22 protein-coding genes are annotated in these 25,024 nt (G+C 75.4%); 19 read left to right on the forward strand and 3 right to left on the reverse strand.

The annotated features are described in order from the left end of the window. From MN205_RS02075 to MN205_RS02105, 7 genes are all read left to right on the forward strand, one after another. Positions 1 to 773 (forward strand): hypothetical protein (locus MN205_RS02075; protein WP_242123849.1); only part of this gene is annotated, 773 nt, incomplete at its 5' end. Further along, positions 766 to 1,683 (forward strand): complex I subunit 1 family protein, encoded by a 918-nt coding sequence (locus MN205_RS02080; RefSeq protein ID WP_242123851.1) that lies wholly within the window; start codon positions 766 to 768, stop codon positions 1,681 to 1,683. The genes MN205_RS02075 and MN205_RS02080, both read left to right, overlap by 8 nt. A 5-nt stretch (positions 1,684 to 1,688) precedes the next feature. Continuing rightward, positions 1,689 to 2,261 (forward strand): NADH-quinone oxidoreductase subunit J, encoded by a 573-nt coding sequence (locus MN205_RS02085; protein ID WP_242123853.1) that lies wholly within the window; start codon positions 1,689 to 1,691, stop codon positions 2,259 to 2,261. Next, positions 2,258 to 2,560, forward strand: a complete 303-nt coding sequence (locus MN205_RS02090) for an NADH-quinone oxidoreductase subunit K (protein ID WP_242123855.1) — start codon at positions 2,258 to 2,260, stop codon at positions 2,558 to 2,560. The genes MN205_RS02085 and MN205_RS02090 overlap by 4 nt, the downstream gene beginning before the upstream one ends. An 80-nt stretch (positions 2,561 to 2,640) precedes the next feature. Further along, positions 2,641 to 4,473, forward strand: coding sequence for a proton-conducting transporter membrane subunit (locus MN205_RS21420; RefSeq protein WP_374115810.1), 1,833 nt, complete (start codon positions 2,641 to 2,643; stop codon positions 4,471 to 4,473). A 2-nt stretch (positions 4,474 to 4,475) separates the two neighbouring features. Continuing rightward, positions 4,476 to 5,966, forward strand: a complete 1,491-nt coding sequence (locus MN205_RS02100; RefSeq protein ID WP_242123859.1) for a NuoM family protein — start codon at positions 4,476 to 4,478, stop codon at positions 5,964 to 5,966. A gap of 21 nt (positions 5,967 to 5,987) precedes the next feature. Then, positions 5,988 to 7,454, forward strand: coding sequence for an NADH-quinone oxidoreductase subunit N (locus tag MN205_RS02105; RefSeq protein WP_374115811.1), 1,467 nt, complete (start codon positions 5,988 to 5,990; stop codon positions 7,452 to 7,454). A 57-nt stretch (positions 7,455 to 7,511) separates the two neighbouring features. Here the strand turns inward: MN205_RS02105 and MN205_RS02110 are convergent, their stop codons facing one another. Continuing rightward, the gene (locus MN205_RS02110) at positions 7,512 to 8,699 is read right to left on the reverse strand and encodes a substrate-binding domain-containing protein (RefSeq protein ID WP_242123863.1); all 1,188 of its coding nucleotides are present in this window, start codon (positions 8,697 to 8,699) and stop codon (positions 7,512 to 7,514) included. Continuing rightward, positions 8,696 to 10,750, reverse strand: coding sequence for a heparinase II/III family protein (locus MN205_RS21425; protein ID WP_242123864.1), 2,055 nt, complete (start codon positions 10,748 to 10,750; stop codon positions 8,696 to 8,698). The genes MN205_RS02110 and MN205_RS21425 overlap by 4 nt, the downstream gene beginning before the upstream one ends. A gap of 249 nt (positions 10,751 to 10,999) precedes the next feature. Here MN205_RS21425 and MN205_RS02120 point away from each other — a divergent pair, with 249 nt between their 5' ends. The 11 genes from MN205_RS02120 (at position 11,000) to MN205_RS02175 (ending at position 22,105) form a co-directional block, all read left to right on the forward strand. Then, positions 11,000 to 11,983: a hydroxyacid dehydrogenase gene (locus MN205_RS02120; RefSeq protein ID WP_255817623.1), complete on the forward strand. Its 984-nt coding sequence runs from the start codon at positions 11,000 to 11,002 to the stop codon at positions 11,981 to 11,983. After that, positions 11,980 to 14,013: a DUF2264 domain-containing protein gene (locus tag MN205_RS02125; protein WP_242123868.1), complete on the forward strand. Its 2,034-nt coding sequence runs from the start codon at positions 11,980 to 11,982 to the stop codon at positions 14,011 to 14,013. The genes MN205_RS02120 and MN205_RS02125 overlap by 4 nt, the downstream gene beginning before the upstream one ends. 23 nt (positions 14,014 to 14,036) lie before the next feature. Then, on the forward strand, positions 14,037 to 15,338 hold the full coding sequence (locus MN205_RS02130) for a sugar ABC transporter substrate-binding protein (protein ID WP_242123871.1): 1,302 nt from the start codon (positions 14,037 to 14,039) through the stop codon (positions 15,336 to 15,338). Continuing rightward, entirely contained in the window at positions 15,338 to 16,273 is a 936-nt protein-coding gene (locus MN205_RS02135) for a carbohydrate ABC transporter permease (protein WP_242123873.1), read from the forward strand. The genes MN205_RS02130 and MN205_RS02135 overlap by 1 nt, the downstream gene beginning before the upstream one ends. Then, positions 16,273 to 17,178, forward strand: a complete 906-nt coding sequence (locus tag MN205_RS02140; RefSeq protein ID WP_242123875.1) for a carbohydrate ABC transporter permease — start codon at positions 16,273 to 16,275, stop codon at positions 17,176 to 17,178. Before MN205_RS02135 ends, MN205_RS02140 begins: the two co-directional genes overlap by 1 nt. Positions 17,179 to 17,193: 15 nt before the next feature. After that, complete coding sequence (locus tag MN205_RS02145) at positions 17,194 to 17,862, forward strand: hypothetical protein (protein ID WP_242123877.1); 669 nt, start codon at positions 17,194 to 17,196, stop codon at positions 17,860 to 17,862. Continuing rightward, entirely contained in the window at positions 17,859 to 18,551 is a 693-nt protein-coding gene (locus tag MN205_RS02150) for a ThuA domain-containing protein (RefSeq protein WP_242123879.1), read from the forward strand. Before MN205_RS02145 ends, MN205_RS02150 begins: the two co-directional genes overlap by 4 nt. Continuing rightward, positions 18,548 to 20,269: an acyltransferase gene (locus MN205_RS21150; protein WP_308220221.1), complete on the forward strand. Its 1,722-nt coding sequence runs from the start codon at positions 18,548 to 18,550 to the stop codon at positions 20,267 to 20,269. The genes MN205_RS02150 and MN205_RS21150 overlap by 4 nt, the downstream gene beginning before the upstream one ends. A gap of 106 nt (positions 20,270 to 20,375) precedes the next feature. Next, the gene (locus MN205_RS02165; protein ID WP_242123881.1) at positions 20,376 to 20,540 is read left to right on the forward strand and encodes a hypothetical protein; all 165 of its coding nucleotides are present in this window, start codon (positions 20,376 to 20,378) and stop codon (positions 20,538 to 20,540) included. A gap of 128 nt (positions 20,541 to 20,668) precedes the next feature. After that, positions 20,669 to 21,217 (forward strand): GtrA family protein, encoded by a 549-nt coding sequence (locus tag MN205_RS02170; protein WP_242123883.1) that lies wholly within the window; start codon positions 20,669 to 20,671, stop codon positions 21,215 to 21,217. Between the two features lie 72 nt (positions 21,218 to 21,289). Continuing rightward, positions 21,290 to 22,105, forward strand: a complete 816-nt coding sequence (locus tag MN205_RS02175) for an SDR family NAD(P)-dependent oxidoreductase (RefSeq protein ID WP_242123885.1) — start codon at positions 21,290 to 21,292, stop codon at positions 22,103 to 22,105. A 99-nt stretch (positions 22,106 to 22,204) separates the two neighbouring features. Here MN205_RS02175 and ilvD read toward each other — a convergent pair whose 3' ends face one another. Continuing rightward, positions 22,205 to 24,064, reverse strand: coding sequence for a dihydroxy-acid dehydratase (gene ilvD, locus MN205_RS02180; protein WP_242123887.1), 1,860 nt, complete (start codon positions 24,062 to 24,064; stop codon positions 22,205 to 22,207). A 76-nt stretch (positions 24,065 to 24,140) separates the two neighbouring features. On the opposite strand from ilvD, the gene MN205_RS02185 reads away from it, so the two are divergent. After that, complete coding sequence (locus tag MN205_RS02185; RefSeq protein WP_242123889.1) at positions 24,141 to 25,001, forward strand: helix-turn-helix transcriptional regulator; 861 nt, start codon at positions 24,141 to 24,143, stop codon at positions 24,999 to 25,001. Positions 25,002 to 25,024: the final 23 nt, after the last annotated feature.

The raw sequence follows: 25,024 nt of genomic DNA on the forward strand, positions 1-25,024 counted from the left end.
TGGACCACGAGGGCGTGGACCACGAGGGCGTGGACCACGAGGGCGTGGACCACGAGGGCGTGGACCACGAGGGCATGGACCACGAGGGCATGGACATGCCGATGCCCGGCGGCATCGGCCTGGCGAGCGGGCAGGACGACCGCGACGGGCTGGAGATGGACGTCCTGCACGTGCCGCTGGGCCCGGTGCTGCCGCACTGGCCGGCGGGCCTGGTCCTCACCTGCACCCTGTCCGGCGACGTGGTCGTCGACGCCACCGCTGAGATCCTCGACGGCGGCGCCGACCACGACGGGACACCGCCGGAGGCGCTGAGCGACGACCCGCGCCGCGACGTCGTCGCCTCGCGCTGCGACGACGCGGCCGGCGTGCTGGCGCTCGCCGGGTGGGGTTCCGCCGCGGCCGAGGCGCTCGCTGTGCGGGACCGCTGCCTGGAGGGCGTCCCGCTGGAGGACTGCGCCACCGCGCTGCGGCGCCTCGCGCGCCGCGTCGAGCGTTCCCGGACGCTGCGCTGGTCGCTGCACGGCCTGGGCGTCCGCGAGGACCCGTCGGGCGCGGACGTGCTGGACCGCCTGCGGCACCGGTTGCGCGAGGCGCTGTCCGCCGCGGACCCCGCGGCCGGTGCCGCACCGGGCGGCTGCGCCGCCGTGCCGCCCGAGGACCTGCCGGACCTGGTGACGGGCCTGGACCTGGGCGCGGTGCGGCTGGTGGTGGCGAGCCTCGACGTCGACGCCGCCGCGCTGCGGTCCCGGCGGGAGGAGGACGCGCGTGCCTGACGTGGTCGAGGTGTCGCCGCTGTGGGCCGTCCCGGCGGCCCTGCTGGTGGTGCTGGTCGCGGCCTGGGCGGCGTGCCTGGACGCCGGGACGGGCCCCGGAGCAGTACCGGGGTTCACCGCCCCCGGCCGCGAGGTGGCGCGGCTGCTGCGGCAGCGCCGGCGCACCACCCTGGCCGCGGACCGGCTGCTGTGGCGGCTGGGCGGTGGTGGCCTGCTCGTGGCGGCGCTGCTGATGGTCGCCGTGGTGCCGCTGGGGCGCTGGACGCTGTCGGACCTCGGCGTGGGCGTCGTGTGGTTCAACGCGATGGACGTCCTGGTGTGGGCGCTGGTGTGGATGGCCGGGTGGGGGCCGAACAGCGCGCACGCACTGGTGGGCGGCTACCGGTTCCTGGCGCAGGCGCTGGCGTACGAGCTGCCGCTGATGTTCGCGCTGACCGCGCCCGCGGTGGCGGCGGGCAGCCTGCGCGTCGGGGACGTCGTCGCCGCCCAGCAGGACCTGTGGTTCGTGGTGTGGATGCCGGTGGCGTTCGTGGTGTTCTGCGGCTGCGTGGTGGCGTTCTCGGTGCGCGGGCCGTTCTCCTCGCCCACGGGCGCCGACGTCGCCGGGGGCGTGCTCGCGGAGGTCTCCGGCGTGGACCGATTGCTGCTGCTGGCCGGCCGCTACGCCCTGCTCGTGGCGGGTTCGGCGTTCGCCGTCGCCGCGTTCCTCGGCGGCGGGGCCGGCCCGTGGCTGCCGGGGTGGCTGTGGAGCCTGCTGAAGACGGTGGCCCTGGTGTCGGTGCTCGTGGCGGTGCGGGGGCGGTTCCCGCTGCTGCGCCCGGACCGGCTCGTGGAACTCGGCTGGGTGGTGGTGCTGCCGCTGACCCTGCTGCAGCTGCTCGTGGTGTCGATCGTCGCGGTGGCGGGGTGATGGGGATGGCTGCCTGGCTGGAAGCGGTGCTGTTCTGGGGTCTGGGGGTGGTCGCGGTCGCCGCGGGCGTCGCGGTGTTCCGCACGGACTCCATGGCGCGCGCCACGTACGCGCTCGCGCTGTCGTTCGTGGCCGTCGGCGCGCAGGTCCTGATGCTGAGCCTGGACTACGTCGGCGTCGTCACCGTCCTGATGATGGTCATGGAGATGGCCGTCATGGCCGTCTACATGGTGATGTTCATGGGGATGAACCCGGCGCTGATGCCGATGAGCATGGTGCACTCGAAGAAGACCGCGCTGGGCGTGGCGGCCGGCACCTTCGTCGCCCTGGCCGCGGGGGCGCTGCTGGTGCCGTGGCCGGAGCGGCGCGGGGCCCCGGCGGTCGACCTCACCGCCTCGCTGGGCGAGGCGGTGATGGGTTCGAAGATGCTGGTGATGCTGGTCGTCAGCCCCGTGCTGTTCGCCACGATCGTCTCTGCGCTCGTGCTGGCCAACCCGCGCGGCCGGTACCACCGCCTCGGGGACGACCTGCGCCGCCGCCCTGCCGACGACCCGCAGCGGGGAGGGGTGGGCCGGTGAGCCTCGAAGCCGTCCTCGTGGTCGCCGCGGCGCTGTTCGCCGTCGGGTTGTACGGCGCGATCTCCCAGCAGGTCGTCGTCATGGTGATGATGGGCCTGGAACTGATGATCAACGCGGTGATCCTCGCCGCGGCGGGCCTGTGGTGGTTCCTGGCGCCCTCCCCGGACGGGCACGTGCTGCTGCTGGTGGTCGTCGCGGCGATGACCGTGGAGATGGCGGCGGGTTTCGCCGTCGCCACGCTGCTGCACCGCTCGCGCGGCTCCGACACGACCGACACGGCCACGGACCTGGACCGGTGAGCACCGTGGACGTCACCACCGCGACCACCGCGACCACCGCGACCACCGCGAACGGTGCCGCCGGGTGGGCGCTGTGGGCGCTGGTCGCCCTGCCGGCGCTCACCGGTGCCCTGCTGTGCGCGGTCAGCGCGTTCGGGCAGCAGCGCGAGCGGCGCTGGGCGCCGGGTGCGGCCGTCGCGGTCCTGCTCGCCGAGTGCGCCCTGGCGGTGCTCGCGGCGGTGCAGCGGCCGTCGGTGTCGGCGGGTTTCCTGCCCTTCGCGCCGTTCGCCCTGGGCGTGGACGGCCTGGCCGCGCTCGTCGTGCCCACCGTCACCGCGGTCGCCCTCCTCGTCGCCGTGTTCGCCGCCGCCGACGTGGACGTCGCCCGGGGGCGCTTCCACGGGTTGCTGCTGCTGTTCGTCGCCGCGGTCGTGGTGACGGCCACCGCCACGACGCTGCCGGCGCTGCTGTTCGCGTGGGAGGTCATGGGCGCCACCTCGTACGCCCTCATCGGGTTCGCCTGGTGGCAGCGGCACCGGGTGGCGGCCGGGGACGCCGCGTTCCTCACCACGCGCTGCGCGGACCTGGGCCTGTACCTGGCGGTGGCCGCCGCCCTGGCCGGTGGGGGTGGCCTGGCGCTGTCGGACCTGCCGGAGGCGAGCGGGGGCTGGCGCGACGTGGTCGCCGCGGGGGTCCTCGTGGCGGCCCTCGGCAAGGCGGCGCAGTTGCCGTTCTCGTTCTGGCTCTCGCGCGCGATGGAGGGTCCCAGCCCGGTCAGCGCCCTGCTGCACTCCGCGGCCATGGTCGCCATGGGCGGGTACCTGCTGCTGCGGGTGGTGCCGCTGCTGGAGGCGACCGGCTGGGCGGCGACGGCGACCGCGTGGATCGGGGTGGCCACCGCCGTGCTGCTGGGCGCGGTGGCCCTGGCGCAGCGCGACCTGAAGCAGCTGCTGGCCGCCTCCACCGCCGCCCAGCTGGGGTTCGTGGTGCTGGCCGCCGGGGTGGGGTCGGTCTCCGGGGGTGCGGCGCACCTGGTGGCGCACGCCGCGACGAAGGCGCTGCTGTTCCTGGCCGCCGGGGCGTGGCTGTCCGCGCTGGGCACCAAGCAGCTGCACGCCCTGCGCGGGGTGGCGCGGCGCCGGCGCGCCGTGGGGGTCTGCGCGACGGTGGGGGCGCTGTCCCTGGCCGGCGTCGCGCCGCTGTCGCTGTGGGCGACGAAGGACGAGCTCCTCGCCGCCACCTTGCGCACCTCCGGGTGGCTGTACGCGGCCGGACTGCTCGCCGCGGTCCTCTCGGCCGCCTACGCCGGCAAGGTGCTGGTGCTCATCTGGCGCACCGCACCGCGCGACGTGGAACGCGAGTTCGAAACCGAGGAGGAGGGCGACCGGCACGTCGGGCGGCTGGAGCAGGTTCCGCTGCTGGTGCTGGCCGTGCCCGCCGCGGCCCTGGGCGTCGTGGCGCTGCCGCCGGTGCGCCAGGTGCTGCTGCGGCTGCTGGGTGAACCCGGTGCGCCCGCACCGGGTGCGGCGGAACTCGTCGTCTCCGCCGCGCTGGCTCTGCTGACCGTGGCGGTCGTGTGGCGCTGGGGGGTGCCGGAACCCCGCTGGGCGCGCGACTGGCTCGGCCTGTCGCGGGTGGTCTCCGCAGGCGTCGTGCGGCCCACCGAACGCCTCGCCCGGGTGCTCGCCCGCTTCGACGACCACGTGCTGGACCGTGGTGTCGAGGGCGCCGCCGCGGCGACGCTGCACGCCGCCCGCCGGCTCGGGCGCGCCGACACCAGCGTCGTGGACGCCGGCGTGCAGCGCGTCGCGTCGGCTGTGCGGCGCCTCGGGTCGCTGGCGCGGCACCCGCAGACGGGGCAGCTGCACCACTACTACGTCCAAGCCGTCGCGGTGCTCGCCGCCGGTGCCGTCCTGCTCCTGCTGGTGAGGTGAGCGTGCTCAGTCTCGTCGTGTTCCTGCCCCTGGCCGTGGCCGTCGTCCTGGCGGTGGCGCGCCGCCTGCCCGACGCCGCGGCCCGCTGGACGTGGCTGGTGCTCAGTGCCGTCGAGGTCGTCCTGGTCGCCGCCATGTGGCTGCGCGACCCGGCCCCCGCGGCGAGCGGGTTGCGGTTCGAGGAGCGGGCGCGCTGGATGCCGGGCGTCGGCAGCAGCTACCACGTCGGGCTGGACGGGCTGTCCTGGCCGCTGCTGGCCCTGACGGTCGTGGTGTTCGCGGCCTGCTCCGTGCACTCCCTGACCGCTCGAGAACGCCCCCGTCAGCAGGCCGCGCTGTTCTGCTTCCTGCAGACCACCTGCCTGGGGTTGTTCGCCGCCCAGGACCTGATCCTGTTCTTCGTCTTCTTCGACCTGTCCATCGTCGGCATGTACTTCGTCATCTCCGGGTGGGGCCACGGCGACGCCGGCCGCTCGGCGGTGAAGTTCTTCCTCTACACCTTCCTGGGGTCCCTGGCCCTGCTGCTGGGTTTCATCGGCCTGTACCTGGCCGCCGATCCGCACACCTTCGACATGGTGGAGCTGACCCGTGCCGCGCCCCTGGAGGGCGGTGGCGCGGCCGGCGCGGCAGTGCTGGGGGCGATCCTGCTGGGCCTGGCGGTGAAGACGCCCACGGTGCCTTTCCACACCTGGTTGCCGCCCGCGCACACCGACGCCCCCGCGATCGGCTCGGCCGTCCTGGCGGGTGTGCTGCTGAAGATGGGCACGTACGGTTTCGTGCGCATCGCGATGCCGATCCTGCCCGACGCGTGGCGCGACTGGGCGTGGGTGGTCGTCGCGGTCGGGATCGTCTCGGTCCTGTACGGCGCGCTCGTCGCACTGGCGCAGACCGACCTCAAGCGCATGGTGGCGTACACGTCGGTGAACCACATGGGGTACGTGGTGCTGGCCGTCGGCGCGGCCGGGGTCGTCACCGGATCGGCGGAGCAGGCCCGGCAGGTCGCCCTCGTCGGAGCGGTGGTGCAGATGGTCAGCCACGGCCTCATCACCGCGGCGCTGTTCCTGCTCGCCGGCGTGCTGCACGACCGGGCCGGCACCTACGACCTGGCGCGCTTCGGCGGCCTGGCCCGGCCCGCCCCCCGCTACGCCGCCCTGTTCGCCGTCGCCGCGTTCGCCTCGCTGGGCCTTCCGGGTTTCAGCGGGTTCATCGCCGAGTTCCAGGTGTTCACCGGCAGCATCGCCACCGCGCCGGTGACGGCCGTCGCCCTGCTCGGCATCCTCGTCACCGCCGCCCTGTTCCTGCGCGCCATCCAGCGCCTGCTGACCGGTGAGGCGACCGGGCACTCCCTCGGGTTCGGCGACCTGCGCGTCACCGAACTCTGGTCGGTGGCGCCGCTGCTGCTGCTCTCCCTGCTCATCGGGGTGTTTCCCGCCCCGCTGCTCGAGGTGGTCGAACCCGCCGCCGCGCGCCTCGCCGACCTCGTGGGGCGGTGAGGCGCCGCCGTGGACGCCTCGATGCAGAAGCAGCCGCTGGAGCTGCTGCCGGAGGTCTGCCTGCTCGCCGGCGCCCTGGCCACCCTGCTGTCGGGGTCGTTCCTGCCCCGGCAGCGGCAGTGGGTCGCCCGCCTGGTCGCGGTGGCCGCGCTGCTGGGCGCCGTCGTCACCGCCGGCCTCGACCTGGCCGGGACGGCGCACACGGTGTACGCGCAGACCTACGCCGTGGACGTCGCCACGGGGGCGGTGCGCGTCGTCGTCGCCGCCGCGACCCTGCTGGTCGTCGGTCTCGGCGTCGACGAGCTCGCCGGTTCCCACCGCGAGAGCGAGACGTACGCGCTGCTGCTGCTGTCCTCCCTGGGCGCGGTGGTGATGGCCGGGGCGAGCGACCTGCTGGTGCTGGCGGTGGCGTACCTGCTGGCCTCCGTCCCGCTCTACGCGCTGATCGGGGCCTCGCGCACCGGCCTGGCCGCCGAGGCCGCCGTGAAGGCGTACCTGCTGGGGGCCCTGGCGAACATCCTGCTGCTGGGCGGGGTGGCGCTCCTGCACGCCGTCGCCGGCAGCACCAGCTACGCGGGGTTGAGCACCGGCCTGGCCGGGGCCCCGGTGGCGGTGGTCGCCGTCGGCCTGGTGGGGGTGCTGGCCGGGTTGCTGTTCAAGGCCGGGGGAGCGCCGCTGCACTTCTGGGTGCCGGACGCCGCCCAGGGCGCAGACCCGGTCGCGGCGGCGTTCCTCACGACCGTGCCCAAGGCCGGCGCGCTGGTGGCCGCCTACCGGCTCCTGGACGCGCTGCCCGGCGACGGCGCGGGCGGCAGCGGCGTCGACTGGCCCCTGCTGGTCGCCGTCCTGGCGGCGCTGAGCGCGACGCTGGGCAACCTCGCAGCCTTCCGGCAGGAGGACCCGCTCCGGTTGCTGGGCTGGTCCACCGTCAGCCAGGTCGGCTACCTGCTGCTGCCCGTGGCCGTCGCCGGCCGCAGCGAGGTGGCGCTGCCCTCGCTGCTGCTCTACCTGGCCGGGTACGCCGTCACCAACCTCGGCGCCTTCGCCGTCGTCGCGGCGCTGCCGCACCGGCGCACCCTAGCCTCCTACCGCGGTCTGGCCCGCGAGCGCCCGGCGCTGGCGGCGGCGCTGACGGTGTGCCTGCTCAGCCTCGTGGGCACGCCCCCCACGGCCGTCTTCGCGGGCAAGCTCACCACCTTCACCGCGGCGTGGGACGCCGGGACGGTCTGGCTGGTCGTCGTCGCCGCTCTGAACACCGTCGCCAGCCTCTTCTACTACCTGCGCTGGCTCGTGCCCGCCTACCGGACTGGCCCGGCGGGTGGGCACCCGGACGCGGACCAGGACCAGGACCAGGACGGGGGCCCCGGCGACCGGCGGCCCCGCCCGTACGCCGTGGCGGCGGCGTGCGCCGCCGCCACCGCGGTGCTGCTGCTCGGCGTCGGGGCCGGCGTCGTCGACGCGCTCGTCGACGGGCCCCTCGCCCGGTGAGGCGCCCCGGCCGTCACCGCTCCACCGGGGTCGCGGCCCCGCGGGGTCGGCGCGGGGTCAGCGCGGTGGGGCGGTGGACTCCCGCACCTGCAGCGAGGGGCTGACCAGGACCCGGTGCGCGGGCCGGCCGGGGTCGGCCAGGCGCGCGGTGAGCAGTTCGACCGCCGCGCGGCCGATCGAGCGCCGCGGCGGGCGCACGGCGGTCAGCGCCGGCCGGAACAGCCCGGCGACCTCGTCGTCGTAGGAGACGACCGACAGGTCACCGGGCACGGACAGCCCGCGGGCCTCGCAGCGCTGCACGAACGCGATCGCGTCGGGGTCGGAGTGCACCAGCAGCGCCGTCGTGCCCGTGCCGGTGGCCCGGTCGATCAGGTCGTCCACGGCCGCGTCCCAGTCGCCCGCGACGCGGGGCGGCAGGTCCACCGCCAGGGCGTCCTCGTGCGGCAGGCCGAGGTCCTCGCAGGCCTCGCGCCACCCGGCCCGCACGTGCGGGGTCGTGGGGCTGGAACGGGTGACCGCCACGCCGATGCGCCGGTGCCCGAGGCCGGCGAGGTGCTGCACCGCCATCGCTGCGCCCAGCCGGTGGTCGGAGACGACCGACTCGAACGCCTCGCGGTTCGGCCCGCGGGCGGCGGTGCGCTCCAGCAGCACGACGGGCAGCGGGGCGTGCGCCAGCCACTCCAGCGTGGCGGCGGTGCCGGGACCGTCCAGGGTGGGGGCGACCAGGAGGCCGCGCACCCCGGCCTGGCCGGCGAGGCGCTCCAGCTGGGGGCTCTCGTCGTCGCCCACGTACGAGGAACCGCGCAGGACCACGTCGGCGCCGCGCGAGCGCGCCTCCTCCTCGGCGCCGCGCACCACGCCGGGCCAGTAGTAGTCCAGCGACGGCACGAGCATCCCAAGCGCCGTGGTGGTGGCCGGCGCCCGGCCCTGCTCGCCGGGTGCCCGTCCGGTGCCCGCGGGCGGGCCCGGCGCCGGGGCCGCCCGGCCCCCGGCGGCGACGGGCGCGGGGGTGGCGCCGGGCACGGGGGTGGCCGGCGCGGTCGGCGGCAGCGTCGCCCCGCCGTGCACGCGGTGCACGAGACCCTCGGCGGCGAGCTGCTCGATGTCGCGCCGCAGCGTGATCGCCGTGACGCCCAGCTCGTCGACGAGCTCGGAGATGCGGACGGTGCCGTGACGGCGCAGCACGTCGAGCACCTGCGCCCTGCGGGTCGCCGGCAGCAGCCGGCGGTTCTCGGCGACGCTCACGGTCCCACCTCCACGTGCAGGTCGAAGGAGCCGGCGGGCGGCGGGTCGGTCAGCTCGAGCACCAGGCGCAGGAGCCGGTCCCCCCAGACGTCGGCGAGGAGGGGGTCGTCCAGCGCACGCTCCTCCAGTCGGGCGCGGGCCGCCGCCGCCTCCCAGTGCAGCACGACCGTACCCGCGCCCCGCAGCCCGGAGACGACGGCGCGGCCGGGCTCCAGCGAGGTCACCTCGCCCGCGACCACCCAGTGCAGCCGCGTCGGGCCGGCGTCCTCCCCGGCCCGCGGCCGCAGCCGCCAGGCGTCGGTGACGCGGACGCGGCCCTCGGCCCGGTGCAGCACGGCCGTGCGCCGCCAGGATTCGACGCCGCTGCCCCCCGGGTAGGTGCCGGACAGCTCCAGGCCCAGTGACGCGGTCCCGTCGTCGGCGGCGGCGACCACGTGCGAGGCGGCACGGTCGCGGCCGGGCAGCTGCTCGTGGCCGCGCACGACGGGCACGTTGTGCCAGCCGCTCTGCAGCGGCCACAGCGTGTACCGGTCGGGGCCGAAGGTGACGGCCGTGTACGTGGGGCGGCCGGGGTCCACGAGCACGGGCACCCCGTGGGCCGCGACGACGACCTCGCCCACGTCGTCGTGGTTGTGGTGCTCGCCGTTGTGCCCGCCCTTGACGGCCAGCACGACGCGGGAGTCCCCGGCGGCCGGGCGGGCGAGGAGCACCTGCGTGGACGGCAGCCACACGTCCCGCTCCAGCGGGGGAGGAGCGGGCTGCACGGTGCACCAGGCCGGGTCGGTCACGGCCCGCAGCAGCCGGCCCAGCCCGGGCGCCTCCGTCGCGGCGGGCCGGCCCGCCGCGCGGTGCGAGGCGGCCAGGGCCACCGCCCCGGGCACGTCCAGGCGCCGGCCCCACCGGTGCAGCACCTCCCACGGCAGGTCGCCGCCGGGCCGCGCCGGGGCGTCGGCGAGGTTCAGGTACCACGGGCCGCCCAGGTGCATCCGGTGCGGGAACGCGACGACCTCGCGCAGCGGGTCGATCCCCGTGGCGCCCAGCGCCCCGCCCGTCGCGTGCTCGAGGACCTCCAGCAGCTCCAGCAGCCGGGCCGCCCCGTTCCACCAGTACCCGAACCCCTCGTCGATCGCGCCATCGGCCGGCAGGGACGCCGCGTAGCGGTCCACGTCGGCGATCGCCGAGGAGACCACCTCGGCGCGCGCGCCGGGGCCGTCACCGAGGTCGTCGCCGAGGTCGTCGCCGAGGACGAGCGCGGCGGTGACGACGTTGCCGAGGATCCACGGGTTCCAGTTGTGCACGTCGCCGTCGAGGCCGAGCCAGTGCCAGTCCCGCCGTGCCCGGTACGGGTCGAGCACGCGCGTGCGCACCTCGTGCCCGACGCGGGTGCGCAGGCCCGGGGAGCGCTCCTCGAGCGCCTCGCCGAGCAGGTGCAGCGTCCACGCGAGCTGGGCGGCGACCTCACCGGCGCCGAGGTCGAGGTACGGGTCGGTGACGGTGGGCAGCACGGAGCCGTGCCGGGTCCGGGTGTCGTCGTGGGCGGGCCAGCACCAGGTGCTCTGCTCGCACAGCAGGACGACCCCGTCGAGGACCTCGTCGAGCCACCGGTCCTCCAGCGTCACCGCGGCCGCGAGCACGGCGCGGGACAGGCGGTGCTGGCGGGCGAAGACCGCGGTCTCGTAGCCGACGCGGTCGCCGTCGCGCCAGTAGCGCGCGAACCCGGAGGCCGTGGGCTGCGGCCAGGGCGTGCCGAGGTCACCGCGGGCGCGGGCGAGGACGGCGCGCACGGTGGTGGCGTCGGCGGCTCCCGGCCGTTCCGCCCCCTCCGCCCCCTCCGCGTCGTCCACGTCGCCCGTGTCATCCGTGTCGCCCGCGTCGGGCAGCCGCCACACCGCGCGCTCGGCGGCGCTCGGCACCGGCAGGGCGAGGTGCGGCGGCCGCAGCAGCCCTCGCAGCGCGCCGGTGCCGGCAGCGGCCCCCCACGCGCGCAGCAGGGGACCCGGCGGCGTCGCGCGCGGGGACGGTGGCGCCGGCGGGGCGCTGGGGGTCGTCACGGGCGGGCTCCTCGTCGAGCGGGGCGACTGTGCGGGTGATCGGAAATGAGCGTAACAGTGAGTTCTCCCAAAACGATGCTTGACAGGTCGGGAACGAGCGCAGTTGACTCGACGTGTCGCACAGAAGCGATCTCGATCGATCTCCTCCCCGGCGCAGCGGCCCCACCGCACCGACGTCGCCGGCGCACCGACCTCCGACGACGAAGGACCGCCGTGCCCGTTCCCGACCGACCCCACGCGCTGCTGGTCATGGACCAGCGCACCTTCGCGCTGCAGTTCCACCACGCGGAGCTGCAGCGGCTGGCGGAACTCGCCGACGTCGACGAACCGGTCTGGACGGCGGAGCTCGACAGCCCCGCGGCGCGTCGGCGGCTCGCCCGCGCCGACGTGCTGCTCACCTCCTGGGGAGCTCCCGCCCTCACCCCGGAACGCCTCGCGCGGGCCCCCCGGCTGCGCGCCGTCCTGCACGCCGCCGGCAGCGTCCGCGGCCTCGTGGACGAGGAGGTGTTCCGGCGGGGGATCGCCGTGAGCACCGCCGCCGACGTCAACGCCGTGCCCGTGGCCGAGTACACGCTCGCGGCGATCATCATGGCCGGCAAGAAGGTGCCCTTCCTCGCCGCGGACGGGCGGACCCTGCCGGCGGCGTGGCACGAGGTGCTGCACCGGGAGGACCTCTCGAACCGCGGCCGCACCGTCGTCGTCGTCGGTTTCTCGCGGATCGGGCGGCGCGTCGTGGAGATGCTGCGCATCCTGGACACCGCCGCGGTGCTCGTCGTCGACCCCCACGCCGACCCGGTCGCCGTGCGCGCCGCCGGTGGCGAGGCCGCCGAGCTCGACGACGCGCTGCGGCGCGCGGACATCGTCTCGCTGCACGCGCCGGCCCTGCCGGAGACGCGGCACATGATCGGCGCGCGCGAGCTCGCGCTGGTGCCGCGCGGGACCACCCTGGTGAACACCGCCCGCGGCTGCCTCGTCGACCACGACGCGCTGCTCGTCGCCTGCGCGGCGGGTCACGTCGACGCGATCCTCGACGTCACCGACCCCGAACCCCTGCCGGCCGGGCACCCGCTGCTGCACCTGCCGAACGTCCTGGTGACCCCGCACGTCGCCGGTTCCCTCGGCTCCGAGACCCGGCGCCTGGCCCAGCACGCCCTCGACGAGCTCGAGGCGTGGGCCGCGGGACGGCCCCTGAGCGCACCGGTCACCGCCGAGGCGACGGCGGTGAGCGCGTGAGCGCGCGGACCGCGGGGACCGCGGTGCGCACCGCCGGCGCCGGCCGCGGCTGGGACCGGGCGCGGTGGGCGGAGTTCGCCGACGGGCTCCTCCTCGCCGTGCGCCCGCACGCCTCCCCGGACCACGCCCGCATCACCCCGCCCGGCGGGCCGGGCGGGTACGGCACCGACGTCGACGGCCTGGAGGGTTTCGCCCGCACGTTCCTCACCGCGGGTTTCCGCCTCGCCGGCGATCGGGGCGAGGACCCCCTCGGCCTGGCCGAGTGGTACGCCGCCGGCATCACCGCCGGCACCGACCCGCACGGCCCGAACCGCTGGGTCCGCCTGCCCGAGCACGGCCAGGCCAAGGTCGAGGCCGCCTCGATCGCCCTCGTGCTCGACCTCACCCGCCCCTGGATCTGGGACAGGCTCGACCCCCGCGTGCAGGAGCAGGTCGTCGACTGGCTCGCCCCCGCCGTGGGCGACCAGACGTACCCGCGCATCAACTGGGTGTGGTTCCGCCTGGTCGTGCAGACGTTCCTGCGCTCGGTGGGCGGCCCCCACTCCCTCGACGACATGGCCGACGACCTCGCCACCCACGACACCTTCCTGCGCGAGGACGGGTGGATCTGCGACGGGGCGGAACGCTCCTACGACCACTACGCCGGCTGGGCGCTGCACCTGTACCCGACCCTGTGGGCGCGCATGGCCGGCGCCGCGGACCTCGCCGCGCCTCGCCGCGCCGCGGACCGCACCCGGCTGGACCGGTTCCTCCAGGACGCCGTGCACCTCGTCGGCGGCGACGGTTCCCCGCTGGTCCAGGGCCGCAGCCTGACCTACCGGTTCGCCGCCGCCGCACCGTTCTGGGTCGGCGCCCTCGCCGAGGTCCCCTCGATCCGCCCCGGGCTGCTGCGCCGCGCCGCGTCCGCCGTCGTCGGCCACTTCGACGAGAACGGCGTCCCCGACGAGCGCGGTCTGCTCACCCAGGGCTGGCACGGCGAGTGGCGGCAGCTCTCCCAGGCGTACTCCGGACCCGGCTCGCCGTACTGGGCCAGCAAGGGGCTGCTGGGCCTGGCCCTGCCGGCGGAGCACCCCGTGTGGACCGCCGAGGACGAACCCCTGCCGGTCGAGGTCGCCGACACCGCGCGCACCGTGCGCGCGGCCGGGTGGCTGGTGACGACGACGCGCGCCGACGGCGTCGTGCGGGTGACGAACCACGGCACCGACCACGCCAGGCCCGGCGACGAGGTGGGGGACTCCCCGCTGTACGCGCGCCTGGGCTACTCGACCGCCACGGGCCCGCTGCTGGACTCGAACGCCTGGCGCGAACCGCTCGAGCAGTCCGTCGTGCTCGTCGACGCCGCCGGGCGCCGCTCGCACCGCGCGGGTTTCACCACCCTGCCGGGCACCGGCGAGGTGCGGACGCGAGGCGGCGGGAACGCCCCCGCGGCCCTGGTCGCCGGCTCGCGCGCGCAGGCGCACTGGCTGGAACCCGGAGCGGACGCGAGGCACGGCTACGGGTTGCGCGGCACGGCCACGCCCGCCGGGACGGTCACCACCGTCTCCCTGGTGCGCGGGGCGTGGGAGGTGCGCTTCGTGCGCGTCGACGACCCCGCCGAGCAGGCCGTGGAGGTGCAGGTCGGCGGGTGGGCGCTCGCGGCGGCGGAACCCCCGGCCGGCGAGGTCGCCGCACCGGCCGGTGCTCCGGAGGGCGCGCCGGCCGCGACGGTGAGAACCGACCGGCTCACGTCCACGCTCGTCGCCCTGGAGGGCGCGGGCGGTGCGCAGGTGGTGCGGCGCGAGGACGCGTCACCGCTGGGCGCGCACGCGGCGGTGCCCGTGCTGAGCGCCCCGGTGCGGGCCGGCACGTGGCTCGCCGCCGCGGTCGCCCTGGCCGGGTCCCCGGCCGGGGCCGGCAGGACCCCCCGCCTCGAGCGGGGGGAGGGCGCCCACGTGGACGTCACGTGGGCGGACGGGGCGCGCACGAGCGTGGCGCTGCCCGACGACGGGGACGCGGACGTCCCGTCGACGCACACCGACGGCGACCAGTGAACCGTCGGACGAGAGGAGACGCGATGAAGCGCAGGACTCTGCACGCCCTGGCCGCCACGACGGCGGCGAGCCTGCTGCTCGCCGGCTGCGGCGGCGGCAGCGAAGCGGCCCAGGACGAGCCCTTCGACCCGAACGAGCCCGTCACCCTGACGGTGTCGGTGTGGAACCTGGCGGGCACCCCCGAGTTCCAGGCCCTGTTCGACGCCTACGAGGAGGCCCGCCCGAACGTCACGATCGAGCCGGTCGACATCCTCGCCGACGACTACCCGACCAAGGTGACGACGATGCTCGCCGGCGGCGACTCCACCGACGTCATCGCCGTGAAGAGCCTCATGGACTACTCGAAGTTCTCCACCGCGGGGCAGCTCCAGGACGTCACCGAGCTCGCCGAGGGCGCGACCGACCTGGGCGGCCTGGACGCCTACGAGCAGGACGGCTCGTACTTCGCCCTGCCGTACCGGCAGGACTTCTGGGTGACCTACTACAACAAGGGCATCTTCGACGCGGTGGGCGAGGAGTACCCGGCCGACCTCACCTGGGACGAGTACGTCGACCTGGCGCAGCGCATCACCGAGAAGGCGGCCGCGGCGGGCATCGTGCCCGCCGAGGGCACCAAGACCTTCGGGACGTTCACGCAGCCGTGGCGCTCCGCGGTCGGGGCCATCGCCGCCGCGCAGACCGGTGGCGACCAGCTCGGCAGCGACGGCTACGAGTTCTTCGCCCCGTACTACGAGCGGGCCCTGGAGCTGCAGGAGTCGGGCGCCACCCTCGACTACAGCACCGCCACGACCCAGCAGGTCACCTACCGCACGATGTTCACGACCGAGCAGGCCGCGATGGTCCCCATGGGCACCTGGTTCACCTCGGCGCTGCTGCAGGCGCAGGCCGCCGGCGAGACCGACGTCGAGTGGGGCATCGCCCCGATGCCGCAGCCCGAGCCGGGCGGCGAGACGGTGACCTTCGGCGGCCCCACGGCCTTCGCCGTGAACCGCAACGCCGAGCACTCCGGCGCCGCCCGCGACTTCCTGGAGTGGGCCGCCGGTGAGGAGGGCGCCCGGGCCGTCGCGGCCACCGGCATCCTCCCCGCCCTGCAGAGCCAGGAGATCAAGGACGCCTACCTCGCCCTGGAGGGCATCCCCACCGACGAGCTCACCCAGGAGGCCCTCGCGCCCGACGAGGTCGCCCTGGAGATGCCGGTCGGGCCGACGACCGCCCAGGTCGAGCAGGTCCTCACCGAGGAGCACCAGCTCATCATGACCGGCTCCGCCTCCATCGACGAGACCCTGGAGAACATGGCCGAGCGCGTCGAGAACGAGGTGGGCTGATGGCCGCACCCGCACCCCCGGTCGCGCGGCCGGCGCCCCCGTCGGCGACCACGTACTCCAACCGCAGCCAGGTGCGCCGCAACACCCTGCTGGGCTGGTCGTTCATCCTGCCGAACTTCGCCGGCTTCGCGCTGCTGACCCTGGTGCCGGTGGTGGCGACCTTCGGGATCGCCTTCACGAAGTGGAACGCGTACTCCACGCCCGAGTTCACCGGCCTGGACAACTTCACCCGGCTCGTGCAGGACGGGAACTTCCGGGTCGCCCTGTTCAACACGGTCTACTACACCGTCGGCCACGTGCCGCTGACGATGGCGGCGTCCCTGCTGCTGGCGCTGGCGCTGAACCGCAAGCTGCGCGGGGTCGCCTTCTTCCGCACCGCGGCGTTCTTCCCGTACATCACCTCGATCGTCGCCGTCGCCGTGGTGTGGAACATGCTCTACAACCCCACCCAGGGCCCGATCAACCAGTTCCTGCTGACGCTGGGTCTCGAGGACCCGCCGGGCTGGACGTCGGACCCGTCGTGGGCGATGCCCGCCGTCATCCTCACCGGCGTGTGGAAGGACATGGGCTACTACATGATCCTGTTCCTCGCCGGGCTGCAGACCATCCCGCCGGAGCTGCACGAGGCCGCGAAGGTGGACGGCGCCAACGCCTTCCAGCGCTTCCGCAACGTCACGCTGCCGTGCCTGCGGCCGACGACGTTCTTCGTCCTCATCATGCTCACCATCGGCAGCTTCAAGGTCTTCGACCTCATCGTCGTCATGACCGACGGCGGACCGGGACGCAGCACCCTGGTGCTGTCCCAGCTCATCTACCGCGAGGGCATCGTCAACGGCCGGTTCGGGTACTCCTCGGCGGTCGCGCTGGCGCTGTTCCTGCTCGTCCTCGCGGTCACCGTGGCGCAGTACACCCGCAACAAGCGGCTGGAGTCGTGATGGCCAGCATCCTCGGACCCCGGACCAGCACCACCGCACCGGTGCCGCCCACCACCCCCGGACCCGACCGGCGCCGGGCGCGGCCGGTCCGTCCGTGGGCGACCCCGCTGGCGTACGCGCTGCTGACGGTGCTGGCCGCCCTGCTGCTCGTGCCCTTCGCCTGGATGGTGTCCTCGTCGCTGAAGACGAACGCTCAGGTCTTCACCGTGCCGATCCAGTGGATCCCGCGGGAGCTGCACTGGGAGAACTTCACGGAGATCTGGAGCCGCGTCCCGCTGCTCACCTACCTGCGGAACACCACCTTCCTGGCGGTCGTCATCACGTTCCTGCAGGTCTTCACCGGCAGCTTCGCCGCCTACGGGTTCTCGAAGATCCGTTTCCCCGGCCGCGACGGGCTGTTCCTGGCGTACATCGCGACGATCGCGGTGCCGTGGCAGGCCTACATGATCCCGCAGTACATCCTCATGCAGAAGGCCGGCCTGGTGAACACGTTCACCGCGCTGATCCTGCTGCAGGCGTTCAGCGCCTTCGGCGTGTTCCTCATGCGCCAGTACTACATGTCCGTGCCCGACGAGCTCGTGGAAGCCGCGCGCATCGACGGCCTGTCCGAGTACGGCATCTACCGCAGGGTCATGCTGCCGCTGTCGGTGCCGGCCCTGGCGAGCCTGGCGCTGCTGACGTTCGTCAACACGTGGAACGACTTCATGGGGCCGTTCATCTACCTGACGAGCAACGACCTGTGGACGGTGCAGATCGGCCTGCGCCAGTTCATCGGGCAGTACGACGCCGAGTACGCCCTCATCATGACGGGCTCGGTCATCTCCGTCGTGCCGATCCTCGTGGTCTTCCTCCTGGGGCAGCGGTACTTCATCCAGGGGATCGCCACCAGCGGGATGAAGGGCTGACGCGCCGTGCACAAGGTGTCCCACGAGACGTACCTGCACGTGGCCGGCGTCGTGTACGTCGCCCTCGCGACGAACCTCGCGCTCGCCGCGGCCCTCGGCCCCCTGCTGGCCGCGCTCGTCGTCGTGCCGGACGTGCGCGCCGGCTGGCCGCTGCTGACCGTGCTCGCCGGTGGGCTGGGCGCGCCGGCGCTGGCGGCCGCGGCCACCGTCTTCGCGTCCTTCTCCACCGACGGCACGACGACCGTCCTGCGGACCTTCGCCCGGGCGTGGGCGCGCTCGCTGCGCCGCGCGGTGCCGCTCGGCCTGGGCGCGGGCGCCGTGCTCGTCGTGCTCGGGGTGGACGCGGTGGTGCTGGCCGGCACCTCGTGGGGTGCGCTCACCCTGCCGCTGCTGACGGTGGTGGGGCTGCTGACGGTGGCGGTCGCCGTGCTCGCCGCCGTCGGGCTGGCCGAACGGCCCGGTGCCCGGGTGCGCGACCTCGTGCGGCCCGCCGTCTGGCTCGCGATCCGCCGCTGGCCCTTCACGCTGCTGTCCCTGGCCGTCCTGGCCCTGCTCGCGGCCGCCGTGGCGTCCCGGCCGGCGCTGGGCCTGGGCCTGGCCGCCGCGCCGCTGCTGCACGTGGTGTGGGCGAACAGCCGGTGGAGCCTGCGGCCGGTCCCGGCAAGGGTGAGGATCGCCACGTGAACACGACACCGACCACGAAGGCCCTGGTGCTCGTCGGCCGCGGCCGCTACCAGGACCGCTGGCACGACGACGCGGCCACCGGGCACCGCGTCGCCGGCGAACTGGCCGCGGCCGGCCTGGAACCGGAGGTGCGCGGCACGGCCCCCGCCGCGCTCGACGACGCGACCGGGCTCGCCCTGCTCGTCGTCGTCGCCGGTACCGGGCGGGCCGACCCCGACTGGGACGGCGGCGACGAGCGGTGGGCGCCGTTCCACGCGCGGCTCGCCGCCCTCGTCGCCGAGGACGGCGTGCCGCTGCTGGCCCTGCACCAGGCCGCGAACACGTTCACCGACGCCCCCGGCTGGGCGGGGCTGATCGGCGGCCGGTGGGTCCCCGGCCTGTCGATGCACCCGCCCATCGGGCCCGCGGTCTTCCGCCCCGTGCCGGGTGAGGACCACCCGGTCGTCGCCGGGCTGGACCCGGTGGAGGCGTTCGACGAGCGCTACTGCCTGCTGCAGCCCGAGCCGGGCACGCGGGTCCTGCTCACCACCGAGCACGAGGGCGTCGAGCACCCGGTGGTGTGGCAGGCGCCCGGCCCGGGCCGCGTCCTGTACGACGGGCTCGGCCACGGCACCCGCTCCTACGACAGCCCCTCCCGGCGGGAACTGCTGCGGCGCGAGGTGTCCTGGCTGCGCGGCGGGACACCGTGACCACCTCCCCGTCCGGCACCGGTGCGGTCGCGGCGGAACCGCCCACGGCGACGCGGGTCTTCGACCGGCACCACCACGACCACTCGCCGTGGGGCTTCTGGCGCGACGCCACCGGTGACGCTCGCGCGCACCAGGCGCAGCTGCAGCGGTGGGCGACGTCCGAGAACCCCCGGTGGTCGTTCGGGACGGACTGCTTCCTCAGCGAACTGGCCGCCGTGCAGGCGGACCGGCTCGTCCTGGGGGACCGCAGCTACGTCGCCGCGCACGCCCACCTGACCGGCGACGTCGTGACGGGCCGCGACTGCAGCCTCAACGCCTTCTCCGTCGTGCGCGGACCGGTCCAGCTCGGCGACGCGGTGCGGGTGGGTGCCCACACCTCGCTGCTGGGTTTCAACCACGGGATGGAACCGGGCACCGAGGTGCACCGGCAGCCGCTGACCTCGAAGGGCATCGTGGTCGGCGACGACGTGTGGATCGGCTCGCACGTGGTCGTCCTCGACGGGGTGCGCGTCGGCGACCACGCCGTCGTGGCGGCCGGGGCGGTCGTCACCAAGGACGTGCCCGCGGGCGCGGTGGTCGGGGGCAACCCCGCCCGGGTGCTGCGCTGGCGCGTACCACCCCCCGCCCAGGGGGGTTCCGGACCGGCGGCCGGCGACGAGCTGGCCGGGCGGCTGACCGCCTTCGCGGCCCGCGCCCGGGCACAGGCGGGCGACGTGCTCGCCCGCTGCTGGCGTCCCGACCTGCCCGGCGGCCAGTTCACCGACACCCCCGGCGCCGCACCCACCGTGCGCGCGCAGTGCGACGCCCTGGAGGTCGCCGCCCTCCTGCTCGACGGCGCCCCGCCCCAACTGCCCCTCGAGGAGCAGCTCGCCCGCCTGCGCGCCCGGCAGGACGAGCGCACCGGGCTCGTGCCGCCCCTCGACAGCGCGGGCCACCCGGTCACCGCCCCGCCGGACCTCGCCGACGGCGAGGTCGCGTACCACGTCCTGTCCGTCGGCTACGCCCTCCACCTGCACGGCGCCCGCTTCGAGCACCCCGTGCGGGCGGTCGCCGAGATGGACGCCGCCGGCCTCGTCGGCGCCCTGGACGCCCTCCCGTGGCGCGAGCACGCGTGGGGTGCCGGAGCCTGGGTGGACGCGGTGGGCACCGCCTTCCGCTGGAACCTCGACCTGGGTGCCCCCGGGGTCCCCGGCACCCTGCCCGCCCTGTTCGGGTGGCTGACCACCCGCGCCGACCCGCGCACCGGGACGTGGGGCTGCCCACCGCCCGGGGAGGGGGCGCTGCAGGTCGTCAACGGCTTCTACCGCGCGTCCCGCGGCACCTACGCCCAGTTCGACGTGCCGCTCCCGTACCCGGAGCGGGTCGTGGACACCGTGCTCGCGCACGCGGCCGAGGCGCGCTGGTTCGCCCCGGACCGGCAGGACGCCTGCAACGTCCTCGACGTCGCGCACCCGCTGTGGCTCGCGGGGCGGCAGAGCACCCACCGCCGCGGCGAGGTGGTGGCGCTGGCCCGCCGCCTGCTCGCCGACGCCCTCGGGCACTGGCGCGACGGGCAGGGCTTCCCCTTCCGCGCCGGGCGCACCCCGGGCCTGCAGGGCACCGAGATGTGGCTGGCCCTCACCTGGTTGCTGGCCGACCTGGCCGGCCTCGCCGACCTGCTCGGCTTCCGCCCCCGCGGCGTGCACCGGCCCGGACCGGCGACCGCGCTGCACCCGTGACGCCGCCCCCGCCCGGCCCCCACCGGCACGGGGGCCGGGCGGAACAAGACGACCGGCCCCGTTCGTTGCACGAGCGCCCGACAGCGACGTCACCAGGGGGACCCCCGTGCGCACCACCGCCACCACGCTGACCTTCGCCGCCCTCATCGCAGGGCTCGCCGCCGCCGGCGGCGCACCACCGGTCGCGGCCGAACGCACCAGGGTCACCGGCGAGGTCCAGCAGGAGCCGCAGCACGTCCTCCCCCGGACCGACGGCGACGACTCCCGCTGAACCCGCGGGCGGGGCCCGGCCACCCCGATCGGGGGAGGCGGCGACCCGCCGCGTACCGCCCAGGGAGCAGGTGAGGACCGTGCCGGGGGAGGACGCGCCGACACCCCCCGGCGCGCCAGGCTGGAGCCGTGCCCACCGCCACCCGCGTCCCCCCGCCGTCCACCCCGGTGGTGCCTGCCCCGCGGCAGCGGGTCGCCGCGGCGCCCGCAGCCGGCGCGGACCGGGAGACGGGCTCGCCGCTCACCGCACCCACCGCCCCGCGGCGCTCGCAGACGCGGGCGCTGTCGCGCTTCGTGGTCGCCGGGCTGGTCGGCAACCTCGCCCACGCGGTGGTGTTCCTGCTGCTGGGGGCCTGGACGCCGCTCCACGTCACCGCGGTGAACGTGTCCGCCACGGTGGTCTCCACCCTCGTGGCCAACGAGATGCACCGCCGGTTCACCTTCCCGGGCGGGACGGGCACGCCCTGGTTCCGCGGGCACGGCGTCGGCGGCGCCGCGGCCGTCCTCGGCCTGGTCCTGAGCACCTCGGCGCTCGCCGCGTGGCACCACCTCGTCCCGGGGGCCGGCGCCCTGAGCGGTCTGCTCCTCGTGCACGCCGTGACGGGGCTGGTGGGCCTGGTGAACTTCCTCGCGCTGCGCACGGTGCTGCGCCCCGGGCGGCCGGGTGGGTTACGTTGAAGCAGCCGCTGCACCCGGCCGAGCACGCCGGGGTCCCGCACCCCCACCGCACCAGGACACCGGGAGAGCACCGTGACCGAACTGGACGCTCAGCACACCCCGCAGGCGGCTGCCGCCTGGACCGAGCGTCCCACCCCCGGCCGCTTCACGGGCAGGACGGTCGTCGTCACCGGCGCCGGTTCCGGCATCGGTCGCGCCACCGCTTCGCGCGTGGTGCGTGAGGGCGGGCACGTGGTCGCCGTGGACGTGGCCGCCGAGCGCCTCGACGACCTCGTCGCGGAACTCGCCGACGTCGACGGTGGCGGCCGCGTCACACCGGTGGGCGCCGACATCACCGACGACGCCTCGATCACCTCGATCCTCGACGCCGCCGGTGGCCGGGTGGACGCGCTCGCGAACATCGCCGGGATCATGGACGACATGTCGGCGCTGCACGAGATGACCGACGCGGTCTGGTCGCGGGTGTTCGCGGTGAACGTCGACGGCACGATGAAGCTGATGCGCGCGGTGCTGCCCGGGATGCTGGAGCGCGGTGCGGGTTCGATCGTGAACACCGCCTCGGAGGCGGCGCTGCGCGGCTCGGCCGCGGGGGCGGCGTACACCGCCTCCAAGCACGCCGTGGTGGGGCTCACGAAGAGCGGCGCGTTCATGTACGGGCCCGACGGGGTGCGGGTGAACGCCGTGGCACCGGGTCCGACCATCACGGGCATCGAGGTGAACGTGACCACGCGGTTCGGCCCGACCCGCCTCGGCAGCGCCCGCGGCACCATGACCGCGCCGGTCTCCGCCGCCGCGCTGGCGGCCTCGATCACCTGGCTGCTCAGCGACGACGCGTTCAACGTCAACGGGGTGGTGCTCGCCTCCGACGGCGGCTGGTCCGCCGCCTGACGCGGGTCGCGGGACCCCCGCCCGAGGAGGGGCGGGGGTCCCGTCGCACGGGGCCCGGCTGCGGGTGACCGCCCGCCCGGACCGTTCAGCGCACCGCGCTCAGGCGCCGCCCTCGAACCGGCTGACGTCGCGCACGGCGCCCTTGTCGGCCGACAGCGCCAGGGCGGCGTACGCCTTCAGCGCCGTGGACACCGCCCGCGGGCGCGGGGCGGCCGGGCGGTACCCGCCGCCGGCCTCCAGGGCGGCGCGCCGCTGCTCCAGCACCTCCTCGGGCACGTCCAGGCGCAGGACGCGGTTCGGGATGTCGACGACGACGGTGTCGCCGTCCTCGACGAGGGCGATGGTGCCGCCGGCGGCGGCCTCGGGGGAGACGTGCCCGATGGACAGGCCCGAGGTGCCGCCGGAGAAGCGGCCGTCGGTGACGAGCGCGCACACCTTCCCCAGCCCGCGGCCCTTCAGGTACGAGGTGGGGTAGAGCATCTCCTGCATGCCCGGGCCGCCGCGGGGACCCTCGTAGCGGATGACCACCACGTCGCCGGCGGTGATGCGGCCGGTGAGGATCGCCTCGACGGCGTCCTCCTGGGACTCCACCACGACCGCCGGGCCGGAGAACGTCCAGATCGACTCGTCGACGCCGGCGGTCTTCACCACGGCGCCGTCGGGGGAGAGGTTCCCGCGCAGCACCGCCAGGCCGCCGTCGGCGGAGTGGGCGTGCGCGACGTCGCGGATGCAGCCGCCCTCGGCGTCGGTGTCGAGGCTGTCCCAGCGCTCGGACTGCGAGAACGCCTTCGCCGAGCGCACGCAGCCGGGCGCGGCGTGAAACAGTTCCACCGCCTCGGGGGACGGGGAACCCCCGCGCACGTCCCAGTCCTTCAGCCACTCCGCCACCGACGCGGAGTGCACCGTGGTGACGTCGTGGTTCAGCAGTCCGGCACGGTCCAGCTCACCGAGGATCGCGGGGATGCCCCCGGCGCGGTGCACGTCCTCCATGAGGTAGGTGCCGTTCGGGGCGACCTTCGTCAGGCACGGCACGGCGCGCGAGCGCTGCTCGATGTCGGCCAGCGTGTAGTCCAGCCCCGCCTCCTGCGCGGCGGCCAGCAGGTGCAGGATCGTGTTGGTGGAACCGCCCATCGCGATGTCCAGGGACATGGCGTTGTCGAACGCCGCGCGGGAGGCGACGTTGCGGGGCAGCACGGTGGCGTCGTCCTGCTCGTACCAGCGCTTCGCGATCTCCACGACGGTGCGGCCGGCGTCCTCGTAGAGCTTCCGGCGGGCGGTGTGGGTGGCCAGCACGGAACCGTTGCCGGGCAGGGCGAGACCGAGGGCCTCGGTGAGGCAGTTCATGGAGTTCGCGGTGAACATGCCCGAGCACGACCCGCAGGTGGGGCAGGCCGCCTCCTCGATGCGGGAGATGTCGGCGTCGGAGACCTGGGTGTCCACGGCGTCCGCGATGGCGGAGACGAGGTTCAGGCGGCTGCGCACGGTGCCGTCCACGAGGACCGCGGTACCGCCCTCCATGGGGCCGCCGGAGACGAACACGGTGGGGATGTCCAGGCGCAGCGCCGCCATCAGCATGCCCGGGGTGATCTTGTCGCAGTTGCTGATGCAGATCAGCGCGTCGGCGCGGTGCGCCTGCACCATGTACTCCACCGAGTCGGCGATCAGGTCGCGGCTGGGCAGGGAGTACAGCATCCCGTCGTGGCCCATCGCGATGCCGTCGTCCACCGCGATCGTGTTGAACTCGCGCGCGATGCCCCCGGCGGCGTGGATCGCCTCGGAGACGATGCGGCCCACCGGCTGCAGGTGGGTGTGGCCGGGGACGAACTCGGTGAAGCTGTTGGCGACGGCGATGATCGGCTTGCCGAAGTCCTCGCGCGCCACACCGGCGGCGCGCAGCAGTGCGCGGGCGCCGGCCATGTTCCTGCCGTGCGTGACGGTCCGGGACCTCAAGGGGGGCATGGCAGCAGTGTGCGGCACGCGCGCGGGTGGCGGGAGACGGCGCCGGTGCTGGTAGTGGCGCTACTAGGATGCGGGGGTGAGCAGCGAGACCCGCCGGCAGGAGCTGGGCGCGCTGCTCCGCAGCCGCCGCGACCAGCTCACCGCCGCCGACCTGGGCCTGCCGGCCGGTGCGCGCCGGCGCAGCCCGGGGCTGCGCCGCGAGGAGGTCGCCGCCCTCTCGGGCGTGTCGGTGACCTGGTACACGTGGCTGGAGCAGGGCCGCGACACGCACCCGTCGCGGCAGGTGCTGGACGCCCTCGCGCGCACCCTGCGCCTGTCGGACGCGGAGCACGCGTACGTGCTCTCCCTGGCCGGCCACCCCGCCCCCCGGCCCTCGACCACCCTCGCCGCGCGCACGGCCCCCGCCAGCCTGCAGCGGCTGCTGGACGCGCAGGTGGGGCTGCCCGCCTTCGCGATCACCTCGGGCTGGCAGATCGCCGGGTGGAACGCCGCCTACGCGGTGCTCTACCCCGGCATCGCCACCGTCGCCGACGAGGACCGCAACCTGCTGTGGCTGGTGTTCACCGACCCGTCCGTCCGGCAGCTGCTGCCGCGCTGGGAGGAGGACAGCCGGCGTTTCCTGGCGGAGTTCCGCGCCGAGGCCGGCCCGCTGCTGGGGGAGCCGGCCGTCGCCGCCCTCGTGCAGCGGCTGCGCGCGGCCAGCGCGCACTTCGAGGCCGGCTGGACCGACCACGACGTGCGCGGGTTCACCTCGCGCGAGCGCCTGTTCCACCACCCGGACGCCGGCGACCTGCGCTTCGAGCACCACCAGCTGACCCCCGCCGACCACCCGGACCTCCAGGTCGTGATCTACACGCCGATCGGCGACGGGCGGACCCCCGCGCTGTGGACGACCCTGCTCCCCGAGGCGCCCGGCGCCCCCGGCGGCACGTCCTGACCGACCCGCGGTGTCCGCTCCGG

This window comes from Kineococcus sp. TRM81007, from assembly GCF_022669155.1.
In the GTDB taxonomy this organism is placed as follows: domain Bacteria; phylum Actinomycetota; class Actinomycetes; order Actinomycetales; family Kineococcaceae; genus Kineococcus.